The organism is Frateuria sp. Soil773, assembly GCF_001428405.1.
In the GTDB taxonomy this organism is placed as follows: Bacteria; Pseudomonadota; Gammaproteobacteria; order Xanthomonadales; family Rhodanobacteraceae; genus LMSL01.
In genome coordinates this window covers 34,115-50,881 of record NZ_LMSL01000035.1, presented here as the reverse complement: position 1 = coordinate 50,881, position 16,767 = coordinate 34,115, and the positions used below count along the sequence as shown (strand labels likewise).

13 protein-coding genes and 1 pseudogene are annotated in these 16,767 nt (G+C 70.2%); 4 read left to right on the top strand and 10 right to left on the bottom strand.

Annotated features, from left to right (window positions below):
* Positions 1-1,273 (top strand): annotated as a pseudogene (locus ASG87_RS11395) (adhesin); the annotation flags it as partial.
* Positions 1,274-1,417: 144 nt separating this feature from the next.
* On the opposite strand, the gene ASG87_RS11390 reads toward ASG87_RS11395, so the two are convergent.
* Positions 1,418-1,909, bottom strand: coding sequence for a peroxiredoxin (locus tag ASG87_RS11390; RefSeq protein ID WP_056004956.1), 492 nt, complete (start codon positions 1,907-1,909; stop codon positions 1,418-1,420).
* 139 nt (positions 1,910-2,048) lie between these two features.
* On the opposite strand from ASG87_RS11390, the gene ASG87_RS11385 reads away from it, so the two are divergent.
* Both ASG87_RS11385 and ASG87_RS11380 read left to right on the top strand, forming a co-directional pair.
* Positions 2,049-2,507, top strand: coding sequence for an Hsp20/alpha crystallin family protein (locus ASG87_RS11385; protein WP_056004955.1), 459 nt, complete (start codon positions 2,049-2,051; stop codon positions 2,505-2,507).
* A gap of 88 nt (positions 2,508-2,595) precedes the next feature.
* A complete protein-coding gene (locus tag ASG87_RS11380) occupies positions 2,596-3,501 on the top strand; it encodes a DnaJ C-terminal domain-containing protein (RefSeq protein ID WP_056004953.1) in 906 nt (301 codons plus the stop codon).
* Positions 3,502-3,805: 304 nt separating this feature from the next.
* Here the strand turns inward: ASG87_RS11380 and pilH are convergent, their stop codons facing one another.
* The 9 genes from pilH to ASG87_RS11330 form a co-directional block, all read right to left on the bottom strand.
* Positions 3,806-4,171, bottom strand: a complete 366-nt coding sequence (gene pilH / locus ASG87_RS11375; RefSeq protein WP_056004951.1) for a twitching motility response regulator PilH — start codon at positions 4,169-4,171, stop codon at positions 3,806-3,808.
* 69 nt (positions 4,172-4,240) lie between these two features.
* Positions 4,241-5,239: a YhdH/YhfP family quinone oxidoreductase gene (locus tag ASG87_RS11370; protein WP_056004949.1), complete on the bottom strand. Its 999-nt coding sequence runs from the start codon at positions 5,237-5,239 to the stop codon at positions 4,241-4,243.
* 15 nt (positions 5,240-5,254) lie between these two features.
* Positions 5,255-5,851, bottom strand: coding sequence for a TIGR00730 family Rossman fold protein (locus ASG87_RS11365; RefSeq protein WP_056004946.1), 597 nt, complete (start codon positions 5,849-5,851; stop codon positions 5,255-5,257).
* A gap of 196 nt (positions 5,852-6,047) precedes the next feature.
* Positions 6,048-7,487: a dihydrolipoyl dehydrogenase gene (gene lpdA / locus ASG87_RS11360; protein ID WP_056004944.1), complete on the bottom strand. Its 1,440-nt coding sequence runs from the start codon at positions 7,485-7,487 to the stop codon at positions 6,048-6,050.
* Between the two features lie 188 nt (positions 7,488-7,675).
* Positions 7,676-8,878, bottom strand: a complete 1,203-nt coding sequence (odhB, locus tag ASG87_RS11355; RefSeq protein ID WP_056004943.1) for a 2-oxoglutarate dehydrogenase complex dihydrolipoyllysine-residue succinyltransferase — start codon at positions 8,876-8,878, stop codon at positions 7,676-7,678.
* Positions 8,879-8,899: 21 nt separating this feature from the next.
* The gene (locus ASG87_RS11350; RefSeq protein WP_056004941.1) at positions 8,900-11,740 is read right to left on the bottom strand and encodes a 2-oxoglutarate dehydrogenase E1 component; all 2,841 of its coding nucleotides are present in this window, start codon (positions 11,738-11,740) and stop codon (positions 8,900-8,902) included.
* Between the two features lie 262 nt (positions 11,741-12,002).
* Positions 12,003-12,479 carry a hypothetical protein gene (locus ASG87_RS11340; RefSeq protein ID WP_235499630.1) on the bottom strand — a complete coding sequence of 159 codons (477 nt, stop codon included), beginning with the start codon at positions 12,477-12,479 and terminating at the stop codon, positions 12,003-12,005.
* A gap of 53 nt (positions 12,480-12,532) precedes the next feature.
* Complete coding sequence (locus ASG87_RS11335) at positions 12,533-13,726, bottom strand: cupin domain-containing protein (protein WP_056004937.1); 1,194 nt, start codon at positions 13,724-13,726, stop codon at positions 12,533-12,535.
* A 307-nt stretch (positions 13,727-14,033) separates the two neighbouring features.
* Complete coding sequence (locus ASG87_RS11330; protein WP_056004935.1) at positions 14,034-14,786, bottom strand: sulfite exporter TauE/SafE family protein; 753 nt, start codon at positions 14,784-14,786, stop codon at positions 14,034-14,036.
* 169 nt (positions 14,787-14,955) lie between these two features.
* Here ASG87_RS11330 and ASG87_RS11325 point away from each other — a divergent pair, with 169 nt between their 5' ends.
* On the top strand, positions 14,956-16,767 hold the full coding sequence (locus ASG87_RS11325; RefSeq protein ID WP_082582920.1) for an assimilatory sulfite reductase (NADPH) flavoprotein subunit: 1,812 nt from the start codon (positions 14,956-14,958) through the stop codon (positions 16,765-16,767).

The following is a 16,767-nucleotide window of genomic DNA, read 5'->3' as shown; positions in this document are numbered from 1 at the left end:
GAACGTCGCCGCCGGCACGGACGCGACCGATGCGGTGAACCGGGCGCAGCTGGACCTGGCGATCGCCGGGGTCGGCGGCGGCAGCAATCCGCTGGCGGTGGCCTACGACGATACGGACAAGGAGCAACTGACGCTTGCCGGCAACGGCGGCACCCGGATCGGCAACCTGCGTGCCAGCAACGTGCTGAGCGATGCGGCGACCGTGGGCCAGGTCGACGACCTGCTCGGGATCATCGGCGGCGGCGCCGCGCTGCAGGCCGGCGGTTCGATGGTTCTTCCCGGCTTCGCGGTCCAGGGCGATACCTACGGCAGCATCGGCGGCGCCTTCAGTGCGCTGGACGGAGCATTGAGCCGGGCGTTCTCCAGCATCGATGCGTTGCAGAGCCAGGTGGACCAGGGCGTCGGCGGCGGCAACCGCCACGTGGCCACCGACGGCGCCGGCAGCGGCGACGACGCGAGCGTTTCCGCCGGTTCCAGGGGCGTGGCCGTGGGCTCCGGGGCGAACGCGGGCGGCGACCACGGCACCGCGGTCGGCGGCGACAGCTATGCGGCCGGCCCCAACGATACGGCGATCGGCGGAAACGCCAGGGTCGCCGCCGACGGCAGCACGGCGGTGGGCGCTAACAGCAGCGTGACCGCCGCCGCCACCAACGCGGTCGCGGTGGGCGAGGGTGCCTCGGTGAGCGCAGCCTCGGGCACCGCCCTGGGCCAGGGCAGCAAGGCCACCGCCGCCGGTGCGGTGGCGCTGGGTCAGGGCTCGGTGGCCGACCAGGCCGATACCGTCTCGGTGGGCAATGCCTCGCAGCAGCGGCGCATCGTCAACGTGGCGGCCGGCACCGCCGGCACCGACGCGGCGAACGTGGCCCAGCTCGACGCCGGCGTGCAGGACGCGATCGCGCAGGGCAAGGCGTACACCGACGCCAATGCGGTGACCACGCTCAACAGCGCCAAGAGCTATACCGACAAGCGCGTCGCCGAGGCCAACTGGCAGTTCGACCGGCTGCGCGGCGAGGTCGACCGGCGCTTCCGCGCCGTGGATGCGCGGATCGACCGCGTCAACGCGATGGGTGCGGCCTCCACGCAGATGGCGATCAACGCCGCCGGCGCCAGCGGCAGCGGCCGGCTGGCGGCGGGCGTGGGTTTCTCCGGCGGCCGTTCGGCGCTCTCGGTGGGCTACGGCGCGCCGCTGGGCGAGCGTACGCGGATCAGCTTCGGCGCCACCGCGAGCGGTTCGGAAAGTTCGGCCGGCATCGGCTTCGGCGTGGACTTGTAGCAGCGCGCCAGCCGAAGGAGCGGGGCGTTAGGTGCCCCCGGGCGGCCTGTCATTCGGCAGGCCGTCCGTCCGGCGACCATTGCCTGCTCCTGCGGCAGGCACGACGTTGCGCCCGGCCATGGCCGGGCGTTCGCGTTCGTGGATTCAGGCGCCTGCCAGGGCCGCCAGCATCGCCTCCGCACCGGAGACGCGGAACTCGCCCGGCGCTTCCACGTGCAACTGGCGCACCACGCCGTCCTCGGCGTACAGCGCGAAGCGGCGCGCGCGCAGTCCCATGCCGTAGGCGCTGCCGTCCAGCTCCAGGCCCAGCGCCTGGGTGAAGCTGGCATTGCCGTCCGCCAGCATCTTCAGCCCCGGCGGCACCTGCTGGGCCGTGGCCCATGCCTTCATCACGAAGGCGTCGTTGACCGCCATGCAGAACACCTCGATGCCGCGTGCGCGGAAGTCCTCGAAGTGCGCCACGTAGCCGGGCAGGTGCTTGCTCGAGCAGGTCGGGGTGAACGCGCCGGGCACGGCGAACAGCACCGCCTTGCGGCCGGCGAACAGTTCGGCGGTGCGCTGGCGCCGGACTTCGTCGTCGCCGTCGATCACGGCGATCTCGACGTCGGGCAGGGACTGGCCGGTCTGTATGGTCATGGGCTCGAAACCTGAAGGATGGGCATCCGGCGGATGCTAAACCGCGGCGGCGGGCGTTGTCGCCTTGAATCGCCGGCGTCCGTACCTACTTTCCTTGGCAAGCGGCGCCGCTGCCGCAACTTTTCGAGGAAAACAGACGATGAGCCTTTACCGCAACCCGACCTGGCACTCCGCGCGCGTGTTCCCGCAGGACGTGCGCCATGCGTTCGACCGCTTCTTCGCGCCGGAGTCGCAGGGCCAGGGCGAAAGCGCGGCCGCGGCCGCCGGCCAGTGGGCGCCGCACGTGGACATCCGCGAGGACGAGCATCGCTTCGTGATCCTCGCCGACATCCCGGGCGTCGATCCGGCGCTGATCGACGTGAGCATGGACAAGGGCGTCCTCACCATCAAGGGCGAACGGCAGGCCGAGGCGCCTGTGCAGGGCAGCCGCTTCAATCGCGTGGAGCGGGCGCGCGGCGCCTTCCACCGGCGTTTTGCGCTGCCGGACACGGCCGACGCCGAGGGCATCACCGCCACCGGCCGCCACGGCGTGCTGGAGATCTCGATCCCGAAGAAGGCGCAGGCCGCGCCGCGCCGCATCGCCATCAACGCCGGCTGACCGGTCGCCTTGCATGCGGTTGGCCCGTGGCGGACGATGATCCGCCGCGGGCCGTGCCTTTTGCCCAGCCAGCGCGAGGGAGAGCTGAGTGGAGTTCAAAGATTATTACGACATCCTCGGCGTGAAGCCGGAGGCCAGCGAGGCCGAGATCAAGGCGGCCTACCGCAAGCTGGCGCGGCAATACCATCCGGACAAGAACAAGGAAGCCGGTGCCGAGGAGAAGTTCAAGGCCGTCAACGAGGCCAACGAGGTGCTGCGCGACAAGGAGAAGCGCCGTGCCTACGACCAGGTGCGCGCCGGCGGCTACCGCCAGGGCGAGCAGTTCCGGCCGCCGCCGGGCTGGGGCCAGGGCCAGGGGCAGGGCTTCGATTTCGGCGACAGCGGCAACGGGGATTTCAGCGATTTCTTCGAGAGCCTGTTCGGCCGCGCCGGCGGCGGTTCGCACGGGCAGCCGCGCTCGCGCCGCGGCCGCGACGTGCAGGCGCAGGTGCAGATCGACCTGCAGACCGCCTTCGACGGCGGCCGCACGCGCCTGGCGCTGCACGACGGCAACGGCGGCGAGCGGGTGCTGGAGGTGAAGATCCCCGCCGGCATCCAGCCGGGCCAGGTGATCCGCCTGTCCGGCCAGGGCCATCCGGGCTCCGCCGGCGGACCGAGCGGCGACCTGCTGCTCGAGGTGGGCATCCGCGACGATGTGCGGTTCAGGCTGGACGGCCGCAACGTGCTGCACGTCCTGCCGGTGGCGCCGTGGGAAGCCGCGCTCGGCGCCACGGTGCCGGTGCCGACGCTGGCCGGCACGGTCGACCTGCGCATTCCCGCCGGCTCGCAGTCCGGCCGCAAGCTGCGCCTGAAAGGTCGCGGCATGCCGGGCGCGCATCCGGGCGACCAACTGGTGGAAATCTCCATCCGCGCGCCCGCGCCGGACAGCGACGCGCAGCGCGCCGCCTACGAGGCCCTGCGCGGGCAGTTCCCGGGGTTCGATCCGCGGCAGTAGGTGCCGCGCGCGCATGCCGAGGAGTACCGAAGAAAAGCGGCGCCTGGCGGGCGGATGATCTTCCGGTCCGCTGGGAGCGCGTCGCGTACGGTGGCGCGTACCCGGCATGCCGAAGTCGAAAATTCCTGCCGGGCGAAGGCCGGCCGGTCAGGGCTTCATGCGTGGCTGCCGCGGTGCGCGTCGGACATGGCCAGCCTCGCCGCCCGTGGCGCCTCCCGGGCAGGCGTCCCTTGCCAGGTTCTCCATACAGCAACGGCGCCTCCCGGGCGCCGTCGTCGCGGATGCGTGGGGACCGGCCGCTGGCTCAGGCCGGCAGCAGGTCCTTCAGCGTGACCACCAGTTCTTCTTCCTTGATCGGCTTGGTCACGTAGGCCTTCGCGCCCTGGCGCATGCCCCACACCTTGTCGGTTTCCTGGTCCTTGGTGGTCACCAGCACTACCGGGATGTGCGCGGTGTCCGGGTCCTTGCTGATCGTGCGGGTGGCCTGGAAGCCGTTGAGGTTGGGCATCACCACGTCCATCAGGATCAGGTCGGGCCGTTCGCGGCGCGCCACCTCGACGCCTGCCGCGCCGTCTTCCGCGGTAAGGGCCTCATGGCCGAGCTTCTCGACGATGCGCTTGAGGCCCAGCAGTTGGGACGGTGAATCGTCGACGATCAGGATGCGTGCCATGAGATGGTGGTTCCCTTGTGGTTCAGGTGGATTCTAAGCCGCGCCTGCGGCGCTTCCAAGCTGCGGCGGTCAGGCCGCTTCGCCGAGGCGCACCACGGTGCGGCCGAAGGAGTCGCCGGCGAGCATGCGGGCGAAGGTGCCGTGCAGGTCGTCCAGGCCGATCTCGCGGGTGGCGATGCAGTCCAGGTGGCGAGGCTTCCAGTCGCTCGCCAGGTGCTGCCAGACCGCCTCACGGATCGCGCGGTCGGTGCCGGCCGAGGCAATGCCGAGCAGGCTGGCGCCGCGGATGATGAAGGGCATGACGGTGCTGTCGAAGGCGATGCCGCCGGCGTTGCCGCAGATCGCCACGTTGCCGTAGGGGGCGATCTGCGGCAGCAGGCCGGCCAGCATCGCGCCGCCGACGTTGTCCAGCGCGCCGCCGAAGCGGGCCGACTCCATCGGCTTGCCGCTGAAGGCGAGCTGGTGGCGGTCGATGCAGGCGCTGGCGCCCAGGCCGCGCAGGAAGTCGAAGTGGTCGGCCTTGCCGCTGATCGCGTGCACCTCGTAGCCGGCACGGGCGAAGATGTCGATGGCGAGCATGCCCACGCCGCCGCTGGCGCCGGTCACCGCGATCGGGCCGAGCGCGGGCGCCTGCCGGTTGTCCTGCATGCGCAGCAGGGCCAGCGCGGCGGTGAAGCCGGCGGTGCCGAGGATCATGCTTTCGCGCAGGCCGAGGCCGGCGGGCAGCGGGATCGTCCAGCGCGCGTCAAGCCGCACGTATTCGCCATAGCCGCCGTCGCGCGTCTCGGACAGGCCGCTGCCGGTGCACAGCACCGCGTCGCCCTCGCGGAAGGCCGGGTCGGCCGAGGCGGCCACGTGGCCGGCCACGTCGATCCCGCCGTTGAGCGGGAACCGGCGCAGGATCTTGCCCTTGCCGGTGCCGGCCAGGGCGTCCTTGTAGTTGACCGAGGACCAGGCGGCCTTGACCAGCACCTCGCCGGGCGAGAGCGCGTCGGCGGGCATCCGCTCGATGCCGGCGCGGTAGCCGGCGTCGTCGTCGTGGATGCGGAAGGCACGGAAAGTCGTCATCTCGGGTTCCTCTCCTCAGGCCCGGATGCTGGCCGGGCCGATCACGCGGGACGCATTGCCGCCATCGTAGCCGGCCATCCAGTCGAACAGGCCGTCCATCGATTCGCCGAACCATACGCTGTCGCGCTGGCCGGCGCGCACGAAGCCCTCGGCCACCATGTGGTCCATCATCGCGCGCAGCCCGCCGTAGTAGCCGCGCACGTCGAGGAAGGCGCAGGGATAGCGGTGCAGGCCGAGCTGGGCCCAGGTCAGCATCTCGAACATCTCGTCCATGGTGCCGAAGCCGCCGGGCAGGGCGACGAAGGCGTCGGACAGCTCGTACATGCGGGTCTTGCGCTGGTGCATGGTCTCGACCGTCACCAGCTCGGTGAGGCCCGGGTGGGCCACCTCGAGCTCGACCAACTGGCGCGGGATCACCCCGACCACCTTGCCGCCGCCGGCGAGCACCGCGTCGGCCACGGTGCCCATCAGGCCGACCTTACCGCCGCCGTAGACCAGGTCGATGCCCCGTCGCGCCAGCGCCGCGCCGAAGGCGCGCGCCTGTTCGGCGTACTCGGGGGAACCGCCACTGCTGGAGCCGCAGTAGACGCAAATGGCCGTAGGTTGGGGCATGTCGGGGGTCTAGTCGTTGGGCTGGGAAGTCGTCATTCCGGCGAAAGCCGGAATCCAGGGGCTTTTGCGATGGCTACCGAAGGCGCTGGATTCCGGCTTTCGCCGGAATGACGGTACGGAGTGCATCGGCGTACCAGGAAAACAAACGGCCCGCCGTGTCGCCACAAGCGGGCCGCATGCTCGCTGCCGCGGGCGGTCAGTTGCCCTTGTGGATGGCGCGCTTGTCGACCGACAGCGCGGCCTCGTGCACGGCTTCGGACAGGGTCGGGTGGGCGTGGACGATGCGGGCGAGGTCCTCGGCGGAGCCCTTGAACTCCATCGTCACCACGGCCTCGGCGATCAGCTCGGAAACGCCCGGGCCGACCATGTGCACGCCGAGCAGGCGGTCGGTCTCGGCGTGGGCGAGCATCTTCACCTGGCCGACGGCCTCGTTCATGGCGACGGCGCGGCCGATCGCGGCGAACGGGAAGGTGCCGACCTTGTAGGGGATGCCGGCATCCTTCAGTTCCCTCTCGGTCTTGCCGGCCCAGGCGATCTCCGGTTCGGTGTAGATCACCCACGGAATCGTGTCGTAGTTGATGTGGCCGGCCTTGCCGGCGATCCATTCGGCCACCGCGACGCCTTCCTCGGAACCCTTGTGCGCCAGCATCGGGCCGCGCACGGCGTCGCCGATCGCCCATACGCCGTCCACGCCGGTGTGGTTGTGCTCGTCCACCACGATGCGGCCGCGTTCGTCCAGCTTCACGCCGGCGTTCTCGGCCAGCAGGCCGTCGGTGTAGGCGCGGCGGCCCACGGCGACCAGCAGCTTGTCGACGACCAGGCTCTGCTCACCGTCCTTGTCGGTGTAGGTGAGGTGGACGCCGTCCTTCTTCGCCTCGGCCTTGTTGAGCTTGGCGTTGAGCTTGATCGACAGGCCCTGCTTGGCGAACTCCTTGGCGGCGATCTTGGCGATGTCCGCGTCGGCGGCGGCCAGGAATTCCGGCAGCGCCTCGATGATGGTGACCTCGGCGCCGAGGCGCTTCCACACGCTGCCCAGCTCCAGGCCGATCACGCCGGCGCCGATCACGCCCAGGCGCTTGGGCACCTCGGTGAAGTCCAGCGCGCCGGCGTTGTCGACGATCGCCTTGCCGTCGAACTTGGCGAACGGCAGCTCGATCGGCACCGAGCCGGAGGCGAGGATCACGTTGGCGGCGCTGATGGTCTGCCTGGCGCCGTCGCTGCCGGTGATCTCGACTTCGTTGCCGCCATCCTTGCCACGGCCGAGCAGCTTGCCCTTGCCGTAGAACGCGGTGACCTTGTTCGCCTTGAACAACTGGCCGATGCCGCCGGTGAACTGCTTGACGATCTTGTCCTTGCGGCCGATGAAGGTCGCCATGTCGACCTTCGGATTGTCGACGCTGATGCCGTGCACCGGGAAGTTGTGCGCGATGTTCCAGAACTGGCGCGAGGAATCCAGCAGCGCCTTGGACGGGATGCAGCCCACGTTGAGGCAGGTGCCGCCAAGCGCCTGCTTGCCGTCCTTGCCGGTGAAGGCGTCGACGCAGGCGGTCTTCAGGCCCAGTTGCGCGGCGCGGATCGCGGCCACGTAGCCGGCGGGGCCGGCGCCGATGACGATGACGTCGAATTTTTCGCTCATTTCATTCGCTCACTGCGGGATTCGGGATTGGGGATTCGGGATTCGCAAAAGCCGAAGGCGTGCGGCGCTGCGGCGAGTCCCGAATATCGTGCAGGATCCGGTGGGAGCGGCGGTTCGTGAGCGTCGCTAGGTGCGGCGCTTTTCCGAATCCCGAATCCCCAATCCCGAATCCCGGATGTTGCCGGGGCTCAGAGCCCCAGCAACATCCGCTGCGGGTTCTCCAGCTGGTCCTTGATGTCGACCAGGAACAGCACCGCATCCTTGCCGTCGATGATGCGGTGGTCGTAGCTGATGGCGATGTACATCATCGGCGCGGCGATCACCTGGCCGTTCTCGACGATGGCGCGTTCCTTGATCGTGTGCATGCCGAGGATGGCGCTCTGCGGCGGGTTGACGATCGGGGTGGAGAGCAGCGAGCCGAAGGTGCCGCCGTTGGTGATGGTGAAGGTGCCGCCCTGCAGGTCGTCCAGGCTCAGCTTGCCGTCGCGCGCCTTCTTGGCGTAGTCGGCGATGCCTTGTTCGATCTCGGCGAAGCCCATGTCCTGCACGTCGCGCAGCACCGGCGTCACCAGGCCCTTGTCGGTGGACACGGCGATCGAGATGTCCTGGTAGCCGTGATAGATGATGTCGTTGCCGTCGACCGAGGCGTTGACGATCGGGTGGCGCTTGAGCGCCTCCGCGGCGGCCTTCACGAAGAAGCTCATGAAGCCGAGCTTGATGCCGTGGGTCTTCTGGAACTGCTCGCCCAGCGACTTGCGCATCTTCACGACCTCGGCCAGGTTCACCTCGTTGAACGAGGTGAGCATGGCGATCGAGTTCTTCGACTGCATCAGGCGCTCGGCGATCTTGGCGCGCATGCGGGTCATCGGCACGCGCTCTTCCGGACGCGCGCCCGGGGTCGGCTTGGCGGCCGGCGCGGCGGCGGCGCTGCCGCCCTTGCCGTAGTTGACCAGGTCTTCCTTGGTGACGCGGCCGTCGCGGCCCGTGCCGGCGACCTTGGAGGCGTCGATGTTCTGCTCGGTGGCGACGCGCAGGCCGGCCGGCGAGAGGTCGGCGTTGCCTGCGGCGGCCTTCGGCGCGGCGGCCGGAGCCGGAGCAGGGGCGGCAGCGGCCTTGGGCGCTTCCGCGGCGGGCGCCGGGGCCGGCGCGGCGGCGCCTTCCTCGATGATCGCGATCACCTGCTGGCTGTTCACCGTGGCGCCGGTGTCCTGCTTGATCTCCTTGATCACGCCGTCGACCGGCGAGGGCACTTCCAGCACCACCTTGTCGGTTTCGAGGTCGACCAGGTTCTCGTCGCGCTTCACCGCGTCGCCGGCCTTCTTGTGCCAGGTGGCGATGGTGGCGTCGGAAACGGACTCGGGCAGGACAGGGACTTTGACTTCGATGGACATGGGAATTTTCCTGGAGTCTCTTTATTCAGCGGAATGGTCGGTGCCGACCGGCGCGACCAGCGCCTGCTCGACGAGCGCCGCCTGTTCGGCGACATGGGTGTTGAGGTGGCCGGCCGCCGGTGCCGGCGAGCGCGCGCGCCCCGCGTAGGAGAGGCTGCGCTTGCTGCCGACGCAGGCCTGCAGATGGTGGCGGATCTGGAACCAGGCGCCCTGGTTCATCGGCTCTTCCTGGCACCAGACCACTTCCTTGGCGGAGGGGTACTTGTCCAGCTCGGCGGCGACCTCGGGACGCGGGAACGGATAGAGCTGCTCGACGCGCACGATCGCCACGTCGGCCAGGCCGCGCTTCTCGGCTTCCTCCAGCAGGTCGTAGTAGACCTTGCCGGCGCACAGCACGACGCGCTTGACCTTCTTGGCCGCCAGCTCGCGGTGCTCGCCGATCACCAACTGGAAGCGGCCGGCGGCCAGCTCGTCCAGGCTGGAGACGGCCAGCTTGTGGCGCAGCAGCGACTTCGGCGTCATCACGATCAGCGGCTTGCGCACCGGGCGCAGCATCTGCCGGCGGATCATGTGGAAGTCCTGCGCCGGCGTGGTCGGCACGCACACCTGCATGTTGTCCATCGCGCACAGTTGCAGGAAGCGCTCGAGGCGGGCGGAGGAATGCTCCGGGCCCTGGCCCTCGTAGCCGTGCGGCAGGTACAGCGCCAGGCCGCACAGGCGGTTCCACTTCGATTCGCCGGAGCTGATGAACTGGTCGATCACCACCTGCGCGCCATTGGCGAAGTCGCCGAACTGCGCTTCCCAGATGTGCAGGGTGTCCGGATCGGTGGTGGCGTGGCCGTACTCGAACGCCATCACCGCCTCTTCGCTGAGCAGCGAGTCGATCACCTCGACGTCGGCGCCGTCGCGCACGGTGGCCAGCGGCATGTAGGTGTGGCCGTCCTTCTGGTCGTGCAGCACGGCGTGGCGGTGGAAGAAGGTGCCGCGGCCGGAATCCTGGCCGACCAGGCGCAGGTTGTGGCCGTCGTCGATCAGGGTGGCGTAGGCCAGGTTCTCGGCGAAGCCCCAGTCGCCCGGCAGCTCGCCGCTGGCCATCTTGCGGCGGTCGTCGTAGATCTTCGCCACGCGCGGCTGCAGCGTCAGGTCCTTCGGCAGGTCGAGGATGCGATGGGCCAGTTCGACCAGCTTCTGCTTCGGCACGCCGGTATCGACCGGGCTGGACAGCTTGCCGCCGAGGAAGCGCGACCAGTCGACCTGCATGTCCTTGGCCAGCGACGGGTCGAGCTCGGTCATCGTGTCGCCGGTTTCCAGCCGGTCGCGGTAGGCGTCGAACTGCTTCGCCGCCTCGCCGTCGGCCAGCACGCCTTCCTTGACCAGCTGCTGCTGGTAGAGGTCGCGGGTGGTCGGGCGCTTGCGGATGATCTGGTACATCACCGGCTGCGTCGCCGACGGCTCGTCGGCCTCGTTGTGGCCGTGGCGGCGGTAGCAGACCAGGTCGATCACCACGTCCTTGCGGAAGGTCTTGCGGAACTCGTAGGCGAGGCGGGTCACCTCGATCACCGCTTCCGGGTCGTCGCCGTTCACGTGGAACACCGGCGCGTTGACCATCTTGGCCAGGTCGGTGCAGTACATCGTGGAGCGCGCGTCCTGCGGGTTGGAGGTGGTGAAGCCGACCTGGTTGTTCACCACGATGTGCAGGCTGCCGCCGATCTTGAAGCCGCGCGCCTGCGACATGTTGAACAGTTCCATGTTCACGCCCTGGCCGGCCAGCGCCGCGTCGCCGTGCACCAGCACGGCCATCGACTGGGTGTGCTCGCCGTCACCGCGGCGGACCTGGCGCGCATGCACCGAGCCGGCCACCACCGGGTTGACGATCTCCAGGTGCGAGGGGTTGAACGCCAGCGCCACGTGCACGCCGCCCTTGGGCGTCTTGACGTCGGCGGAGAAGCCCATGTGGTACTTCACGTCGCCGGAATGGGCCGGGTCGTCCGGATGCTCGAACTTGCCTTCGAACTCGTTGAACAGCGTCTTCGGCGGCTTGCCCAGGATGTTGACCAGCACGTTGAGGCGGCCGCGGTGGGCCATGCCGATCACCAGCTCCTTGATGCCGTTGTCGCCGGCGGCGCGGACCACGTCGTCCACCATCGGGATCAGCGAGTCGCCGCCTTCCAGCGAGAAGCGCTTCTGGCCGACGTACTTGGTGTGCAGGTAGCGCTCCAGGCCCTCGGCGGCGGTGAGGCCGTCGAGCACGCGCTGCTTGCCTGCCTTGTCCAGGCCGGCGCTGCCGTTGGCCTGTTCGAGGCGGCTGTAGATCCAGCTGCGTTGCTCATGGTTGCTGATGTACATGAACTCGGCGCCGATGGTGCCGGCGTACACCTTCTTGAGGCGGGCGAGCAGGTCGCGCAGCTTCAGGCGCTGGCCGCCGCCGGCATAGGTGCCGCAGTCGAATTCGGTGTCGAGGTCGGCGTCGGACAGGCCGTGGAAGGCGAGGCCCAGGTCCGGCGCCTCCATCTTGTGGGCGAGGCCGAGCGGATCGAGGTCGGCGGCGAGGTGGCCGCGCGAACGGTAGGCGGTGAGCAGGCGCAGCACGCCGGCCTGCTTGCGCGCATGGGCGTCGTCGACCGGGCCGGCCGCGGCGGCGTAGTGGCGCTGTTTCTGCGCGGCCTCGATGCGGGCGATCACGGCCGAATGCGGCACGTCGCCGGCTTCGCGGCCCTTGAAGGATTGGAAGTAGTTGGCCCAGTCGGCGGGGATCGACGCGGGGTCGGCCAGCCAGGATTCGTAAAGCTGTTCGACATAATCGGCGTTGCCGCCGGCGAGTTGGGAAGACTCGAAAAACTCGCGAATCAGATTTGTGCTCACGTCACCACCGGCAGGGAAGGGAGGCTTGGCTGCCCGTCTGAGCGAAGGCGGGCAGCGGGCTGGATATAATCTTAACGATTATAGCCCTTGGCTGCTGCGGCGCGGCAAGCCAAAGCATCCGACCAAAGTCGAGACCGGTGCGCCGGATTCGAGCGACGGTGCGGCCGGATTCGCCGGGCATGGCGATCTGGCGCGTTTTGCGCAGCGCGGTCATCGCGCGCGCGGGTTGCGATGGCGAGCCGGCTTGCGTTCAGTTACGCCGCTACAGGTCGAGCGGCTGCAGCATGGTGGCGCGCATCGACCGTTCCCACACTTCCTCGAAGTGCTGCCGCAGAGGAGCCTGCGCGGCGCGGTCGCCGTCGGCGGCGCGTCCCTGCGGGCGGGTGGCCTCGGGCAGGAACAGGTAGCCGCCGGCATCGTTGAGCAGGTAGGCCGAGGCATAGGCCAGGTCCGCATCTTCCACCGGCACGCGGATCTGCAGCGCGCTGGGCAGGCGCTGCGCCAGCGCGACCAGCCGATGGCCGTCGCGCAAGGCGCCCGCCGGGTCGTGCAGCAGGATGCGGATTTGCGCGCCGCGGCCGGAGGTGGCGACGCGCCGCCACTGGGCGAGTTCCTCGGCGCTGCCGTAGTCGCCGCCGGCCAGTTGCGGCAGGTACAGGTCCAGCCGGTGCCGTGCCGCGCGCAGCAGGTGCAGCCGCGCGGCAGCCACTTCGGTGCGGTCGCCGGCCGGCAGCGGCACGCGTTCCGGCAGCGGGGCGGTGGCGGGTTCGCGGTCCAGGCGGGGCTCCGGATTCAGCGGCGCCGCGGCTTGTGCGGCAGGAGGTGGCCGTCGTTGACCAATGCCAGCAGCGTGCCGGCCTCGGCGTCGGAATGGTCGTGGCCGCCGGCGTAGGCACGCTGTCCGCACAGGGCCTCGGCCAGCGCCGGCGTCGCGGGGTAGGCGTGGCCGCATGCATACAAGGTGGCGCCGTCCTTGCCGCGGCTCCAGGCCATGCGCGACCAGGGGTGGCGCAACAGGTGCGCGCCGGCGTCGAGCTGCCTGCGCAGGGCGGCCGCGGTCAACGGCTTGTCGAGCGGCACCGGCGCCTGCGCATTGCGGTAGCGGGTGATGAAGCGGCCGAACCAGTCGCGCAGGCTGGCCTCGTCCAGCGCCACGGCGAACGGCAGGGCGCTTTTCAGGCGGGCCAGCGCGGCCTTGTCGATCTCGCCGGCGGCACGGGCCGGCGCCAGGTCGGGGTCGGCGTAGCGTTGTTCCTCGGACAGGCGTTCGGCGAGGTAGTCGGCCAGGTCGCCGGTCAGCTCCGCCTGCGACGGCGCGCGCATGCCCACCGAGAAGGTCATGCAGGGGCCGCCGAAGGCGACGCCGTCGTGCGGCACGCCGGGCGGCAGGTAGAGCATGTCGCCGGGTTCCAGCAGCCATTCGTGGGTGGGCTCGAACTGCGCCAACTGCTTCAGCTCGATGTCCGGGCGAAAGTCCTTCGGCGCGTCCGGGTCGGTGCTGATCGCCCAGTGCCGCTGGCCCAGGCCCTGCAGCAGGAACACGTCGTACTGGTCCACGTGCGCGCCGACGCCGCCGCCCGGCTCGGCGTAGGAGACCATCACGTCGTCCACCCGCCAGCTCGGCAGGAAGCGGAAGTGTTCCAGCAACTGCGCCACGTCCGCGTCCCACTTGTCCACGTCCTGCACCAGCAGGGTCCAGTTCCCCGGCGGCGTCCCGGCGAAGTCGGCCTCGGCCAGCGGGCCGGTCTTCACCGTCCAGCGGTCGCGCTTTTCGTCGTGGACGATCAGGCGCGACAGTGCGCCGTCCTCGCAGGCCAGCCCGGCCAGGTCGTCCGGCTCGACCGGCGGCACGAAGCCAGGAAAGGCATTGCGGATCAGCAGCGGGCGCTTCTGCCAGTAGTCGCGCAGGAACTGCGCCGGCGGCATGCCCAGCGGCTGCCTGGCGGAACCGCGGACTTCGATGGGAAAGGGGGCGGGCTTGGTCATCCGCGCATTGTAGCGGCGCGCGGCGGCCGCGATACGTGTGATGGTGGCTATATAGACGGTGGCTACATAGGTAGGAGGCGGGAATATAAGAGGTGCGGGGTAATCCGCTTTTTGCCCGTCATTCCTGCGCAAGCAGGAATCCAGCGCCTTTAGTTTTCAGGACGGAAGGCACTGGATCCCAGCTTCCGCTGGGATGACGAGCCAGTGCCAAGATGGTGAGCTAATGCCGGTATGACGGGTGTTTGCCGGAATGGCAAAGACCGGGCTGGTGGGCAGGTGCCAGGCTGGCGGATGGGTTGTGCCTTTCTTAATGCAGAGCCTTCAGCACATTGTTGAGCCCAAGGCCCAGCACCGCGATGGCCGCCAGCAGCGTCGCCGCCCGTGCCGGCATGCGCCTGGCGAACAGGGCGCCCAGCGGGGCGGCGAGCACGCCCCCGACGATCAGCCCCAGCACGGCCAGGCCGTGCGTGGCGCCCACGTGCCACAGGAAGCCGGCGCTGGCGGCGGCGCTGACCACGCACTTGGCCAGGTGCACGGTGCCGATCACGGTGCGCGGCGTGGCGCCGCGGGCGACCAGGGTGGTCACGGTGAGCGCGCTCCAGCCGCCGCCGGCGACCGCATCGGCGAAACCGGCCAGCAACCCGAGCGGGCGGGTGGCGCGCGGTACGTGGTCGTCCGGCTGCCTGCCGCTGCGCCGGCCGCGCAACAGCAGGAACAGGCCCATGCCGAGCAGGTAGGGCGTCAGCGCCAGCCGCATCCAGTCCGCCGGCACGTGGCTGACCACGTAGACGCCGAGCGTCGCGCCGACCACCCCGGGCACGACCAGGGCCCAGAACAGCCGCCGCCGCACGTTGCCGGCGGCCAGGTGGCTCAGGCCGGAGGCGCCGCAGGTGAAGGTCTCCGCGTAGTGCACGCTGGCGCTCGCCGCCGCCGGCGGCAGGCCCAGGCCGAGCAGCATCGCGGCCGAGGCCACGCCATAAGCCATGCCCAGCGCGCCGTCCACCAGTTGCGCGAACGCGCCGACGGCGACGAAGGTCAGGAATTCGGGAAGCGGCGTCATTGCGGGGCTGGCATCCGTGCGTGGCGCAGGGGCAGCGAGTATCTGGCGGCGCGATTTAACGCGGAAATAAGGTGTCGGCATATGCACATTCCGACACATCCTTTTGCCGTTTCCGGCCCGGAGTCTATGTTTGGACGGTAAGACGTATGGACGTCCAAAGGATTCGAGTGTGAATGCTGTCGTCGTGCCGGAGCTTCCGGCGGTTGCCATCGAGCCGGGCCGGCTTGCCCAGTTGGCGCAGGGACTGGAAGGGCTGACCCCGGCCCAGCTTTACTGGGTGGCCGCCTGGAGCGCGTCGCTGGCGGCACAGGCGCAGCCGGGTGGCACGGTTCCTGCCGCCGCCGGCAAGGCCGCGGCGGCGCGGCTGACCATCGTCTACGGCAGCCAGACCGGCAACGCCAAGCGCATCGCCGAGCAACTGGCCCGGCGCGGCGAGGCGGCGGGACTGCCGCTGCGGCTGCTGCGCGCCGACGCCTACCCGCAGCGCGAGCTGGCGCAGGAGCGCCACCTGGTCGTGGTCATAAGCACCCAGGGCGACGGCGAGCCGCCGGACGACGCCCGCGGCCTGTTCGACTTCATCGCCGGCAAGCGCGCGCCCAGGCTGCCCTCGCTGCAGTTCGCCGTGCTCGGGCTGGGCGATTCGAGCTACCCGCAGTTCTGCACCATCGGGCGCCAGCTCGACGCCCGCCTCGCCGAGCTGGGCGGCAGCCGCTTCGCCGACTTCGGCGAGGCGGACGTGGAGATCGAGCCGGTCTCCGAGCCGTGGACCGAGCGGGCGCTGGAGCAGGCGCGCGAGTTGCTGAAGCAGGCCGGGCAGCCGGCACAGCCGGCGCGGGTTCCCCCGCTGCACGCGGTGCCGCGCAGCAGCCATTCCCGCGAGCAGCCGTTCGCCGCCGCCGTGCTGGCCAACCAGCGCATCGTGGCGCGCGACAGCCTGCGCGACGTGCGCCACGTCGAGCTGTCGCTGGAAGGCTCCGGCCTGCACTACCAGCCGGGCGACGCGCTCGGCGTGTGGCCGCGCAACCCGCCGGCGCTGGTCGCGCAGTGGCTCGACGCGCTGCGCCTGGACGGTGCGAAGGAAGTGGCCCACCAAGGGCGCACGCTGCCGCTGCGGCAATGGCTGGAGCGCGAGCGCGAGATCACCCGGCTCGGCCGCCCGTTCATCGTGGCGCTGGCCGCGGTCAGCGGGGACGAGGCGCTGGCCCGCGTGCTGCGGCCCGAGCAGTCCGCCGAGCTGGCCGTGCTGCTGGCCAACGACCAGCCGATCGACCTGCTGCGCCGCCACCCGGCGCCGTGGCAGCCCGAGGTGCTGCTGGCCGCGCTGCGGCCGCTGGCGCCGCGGCTGTACTCGATCGCCTCCAGCCAGAAGGCGGTCGGCGAGGAAGTGCACCTGACCGTGGCGGTGGTCGACTACGAGGCGCACGGCAGCACGCACTGGGGCGCGGCGTCCACCTTCCTCGCCGCCGCCGACGAGGACGGCAAGGTGCCGGTCTTCATCGAGTCGAACGAGCGCTTCCGGCTGCCGGCCGACGGCTCGCGCGACATCGTCATGATCGGCCCGGGCACCGGCGTGGCGCCGTTCCGCGCCTTCGTGCAGGAGCGCCGGGAGAGCGGCGCGAGCGGGCGCAACTGGCTGTTCTTCGGCAACCGGCATTTCACCAGCGACTTCCTCTACCAGGTGGAGTGGCAGCAGGCGCTGAAGGACGGCGCGCTGCATCGGCTCGACCTGGCGTTCTCGCGCGACCAGGCCGACAAGGCCTACGTGCAGCATCGCCTGCGCGAGCGCGGCGCCGAGCTGTACGCCTGGCTGAAGGACGGCGCCCATCTCTACGTCTGCGGCGATTCCGCCCACATGGCCAAGGACGTCCATGCCGCCCTGATCGACATCGCCGCCACCCACGGCGGACTTTCCCCCGACGAAGCCAAGGCATGGCTCGCCGACCTGCTGACCCAGGGCCGCTACGCCCGCGACGTGTACTGA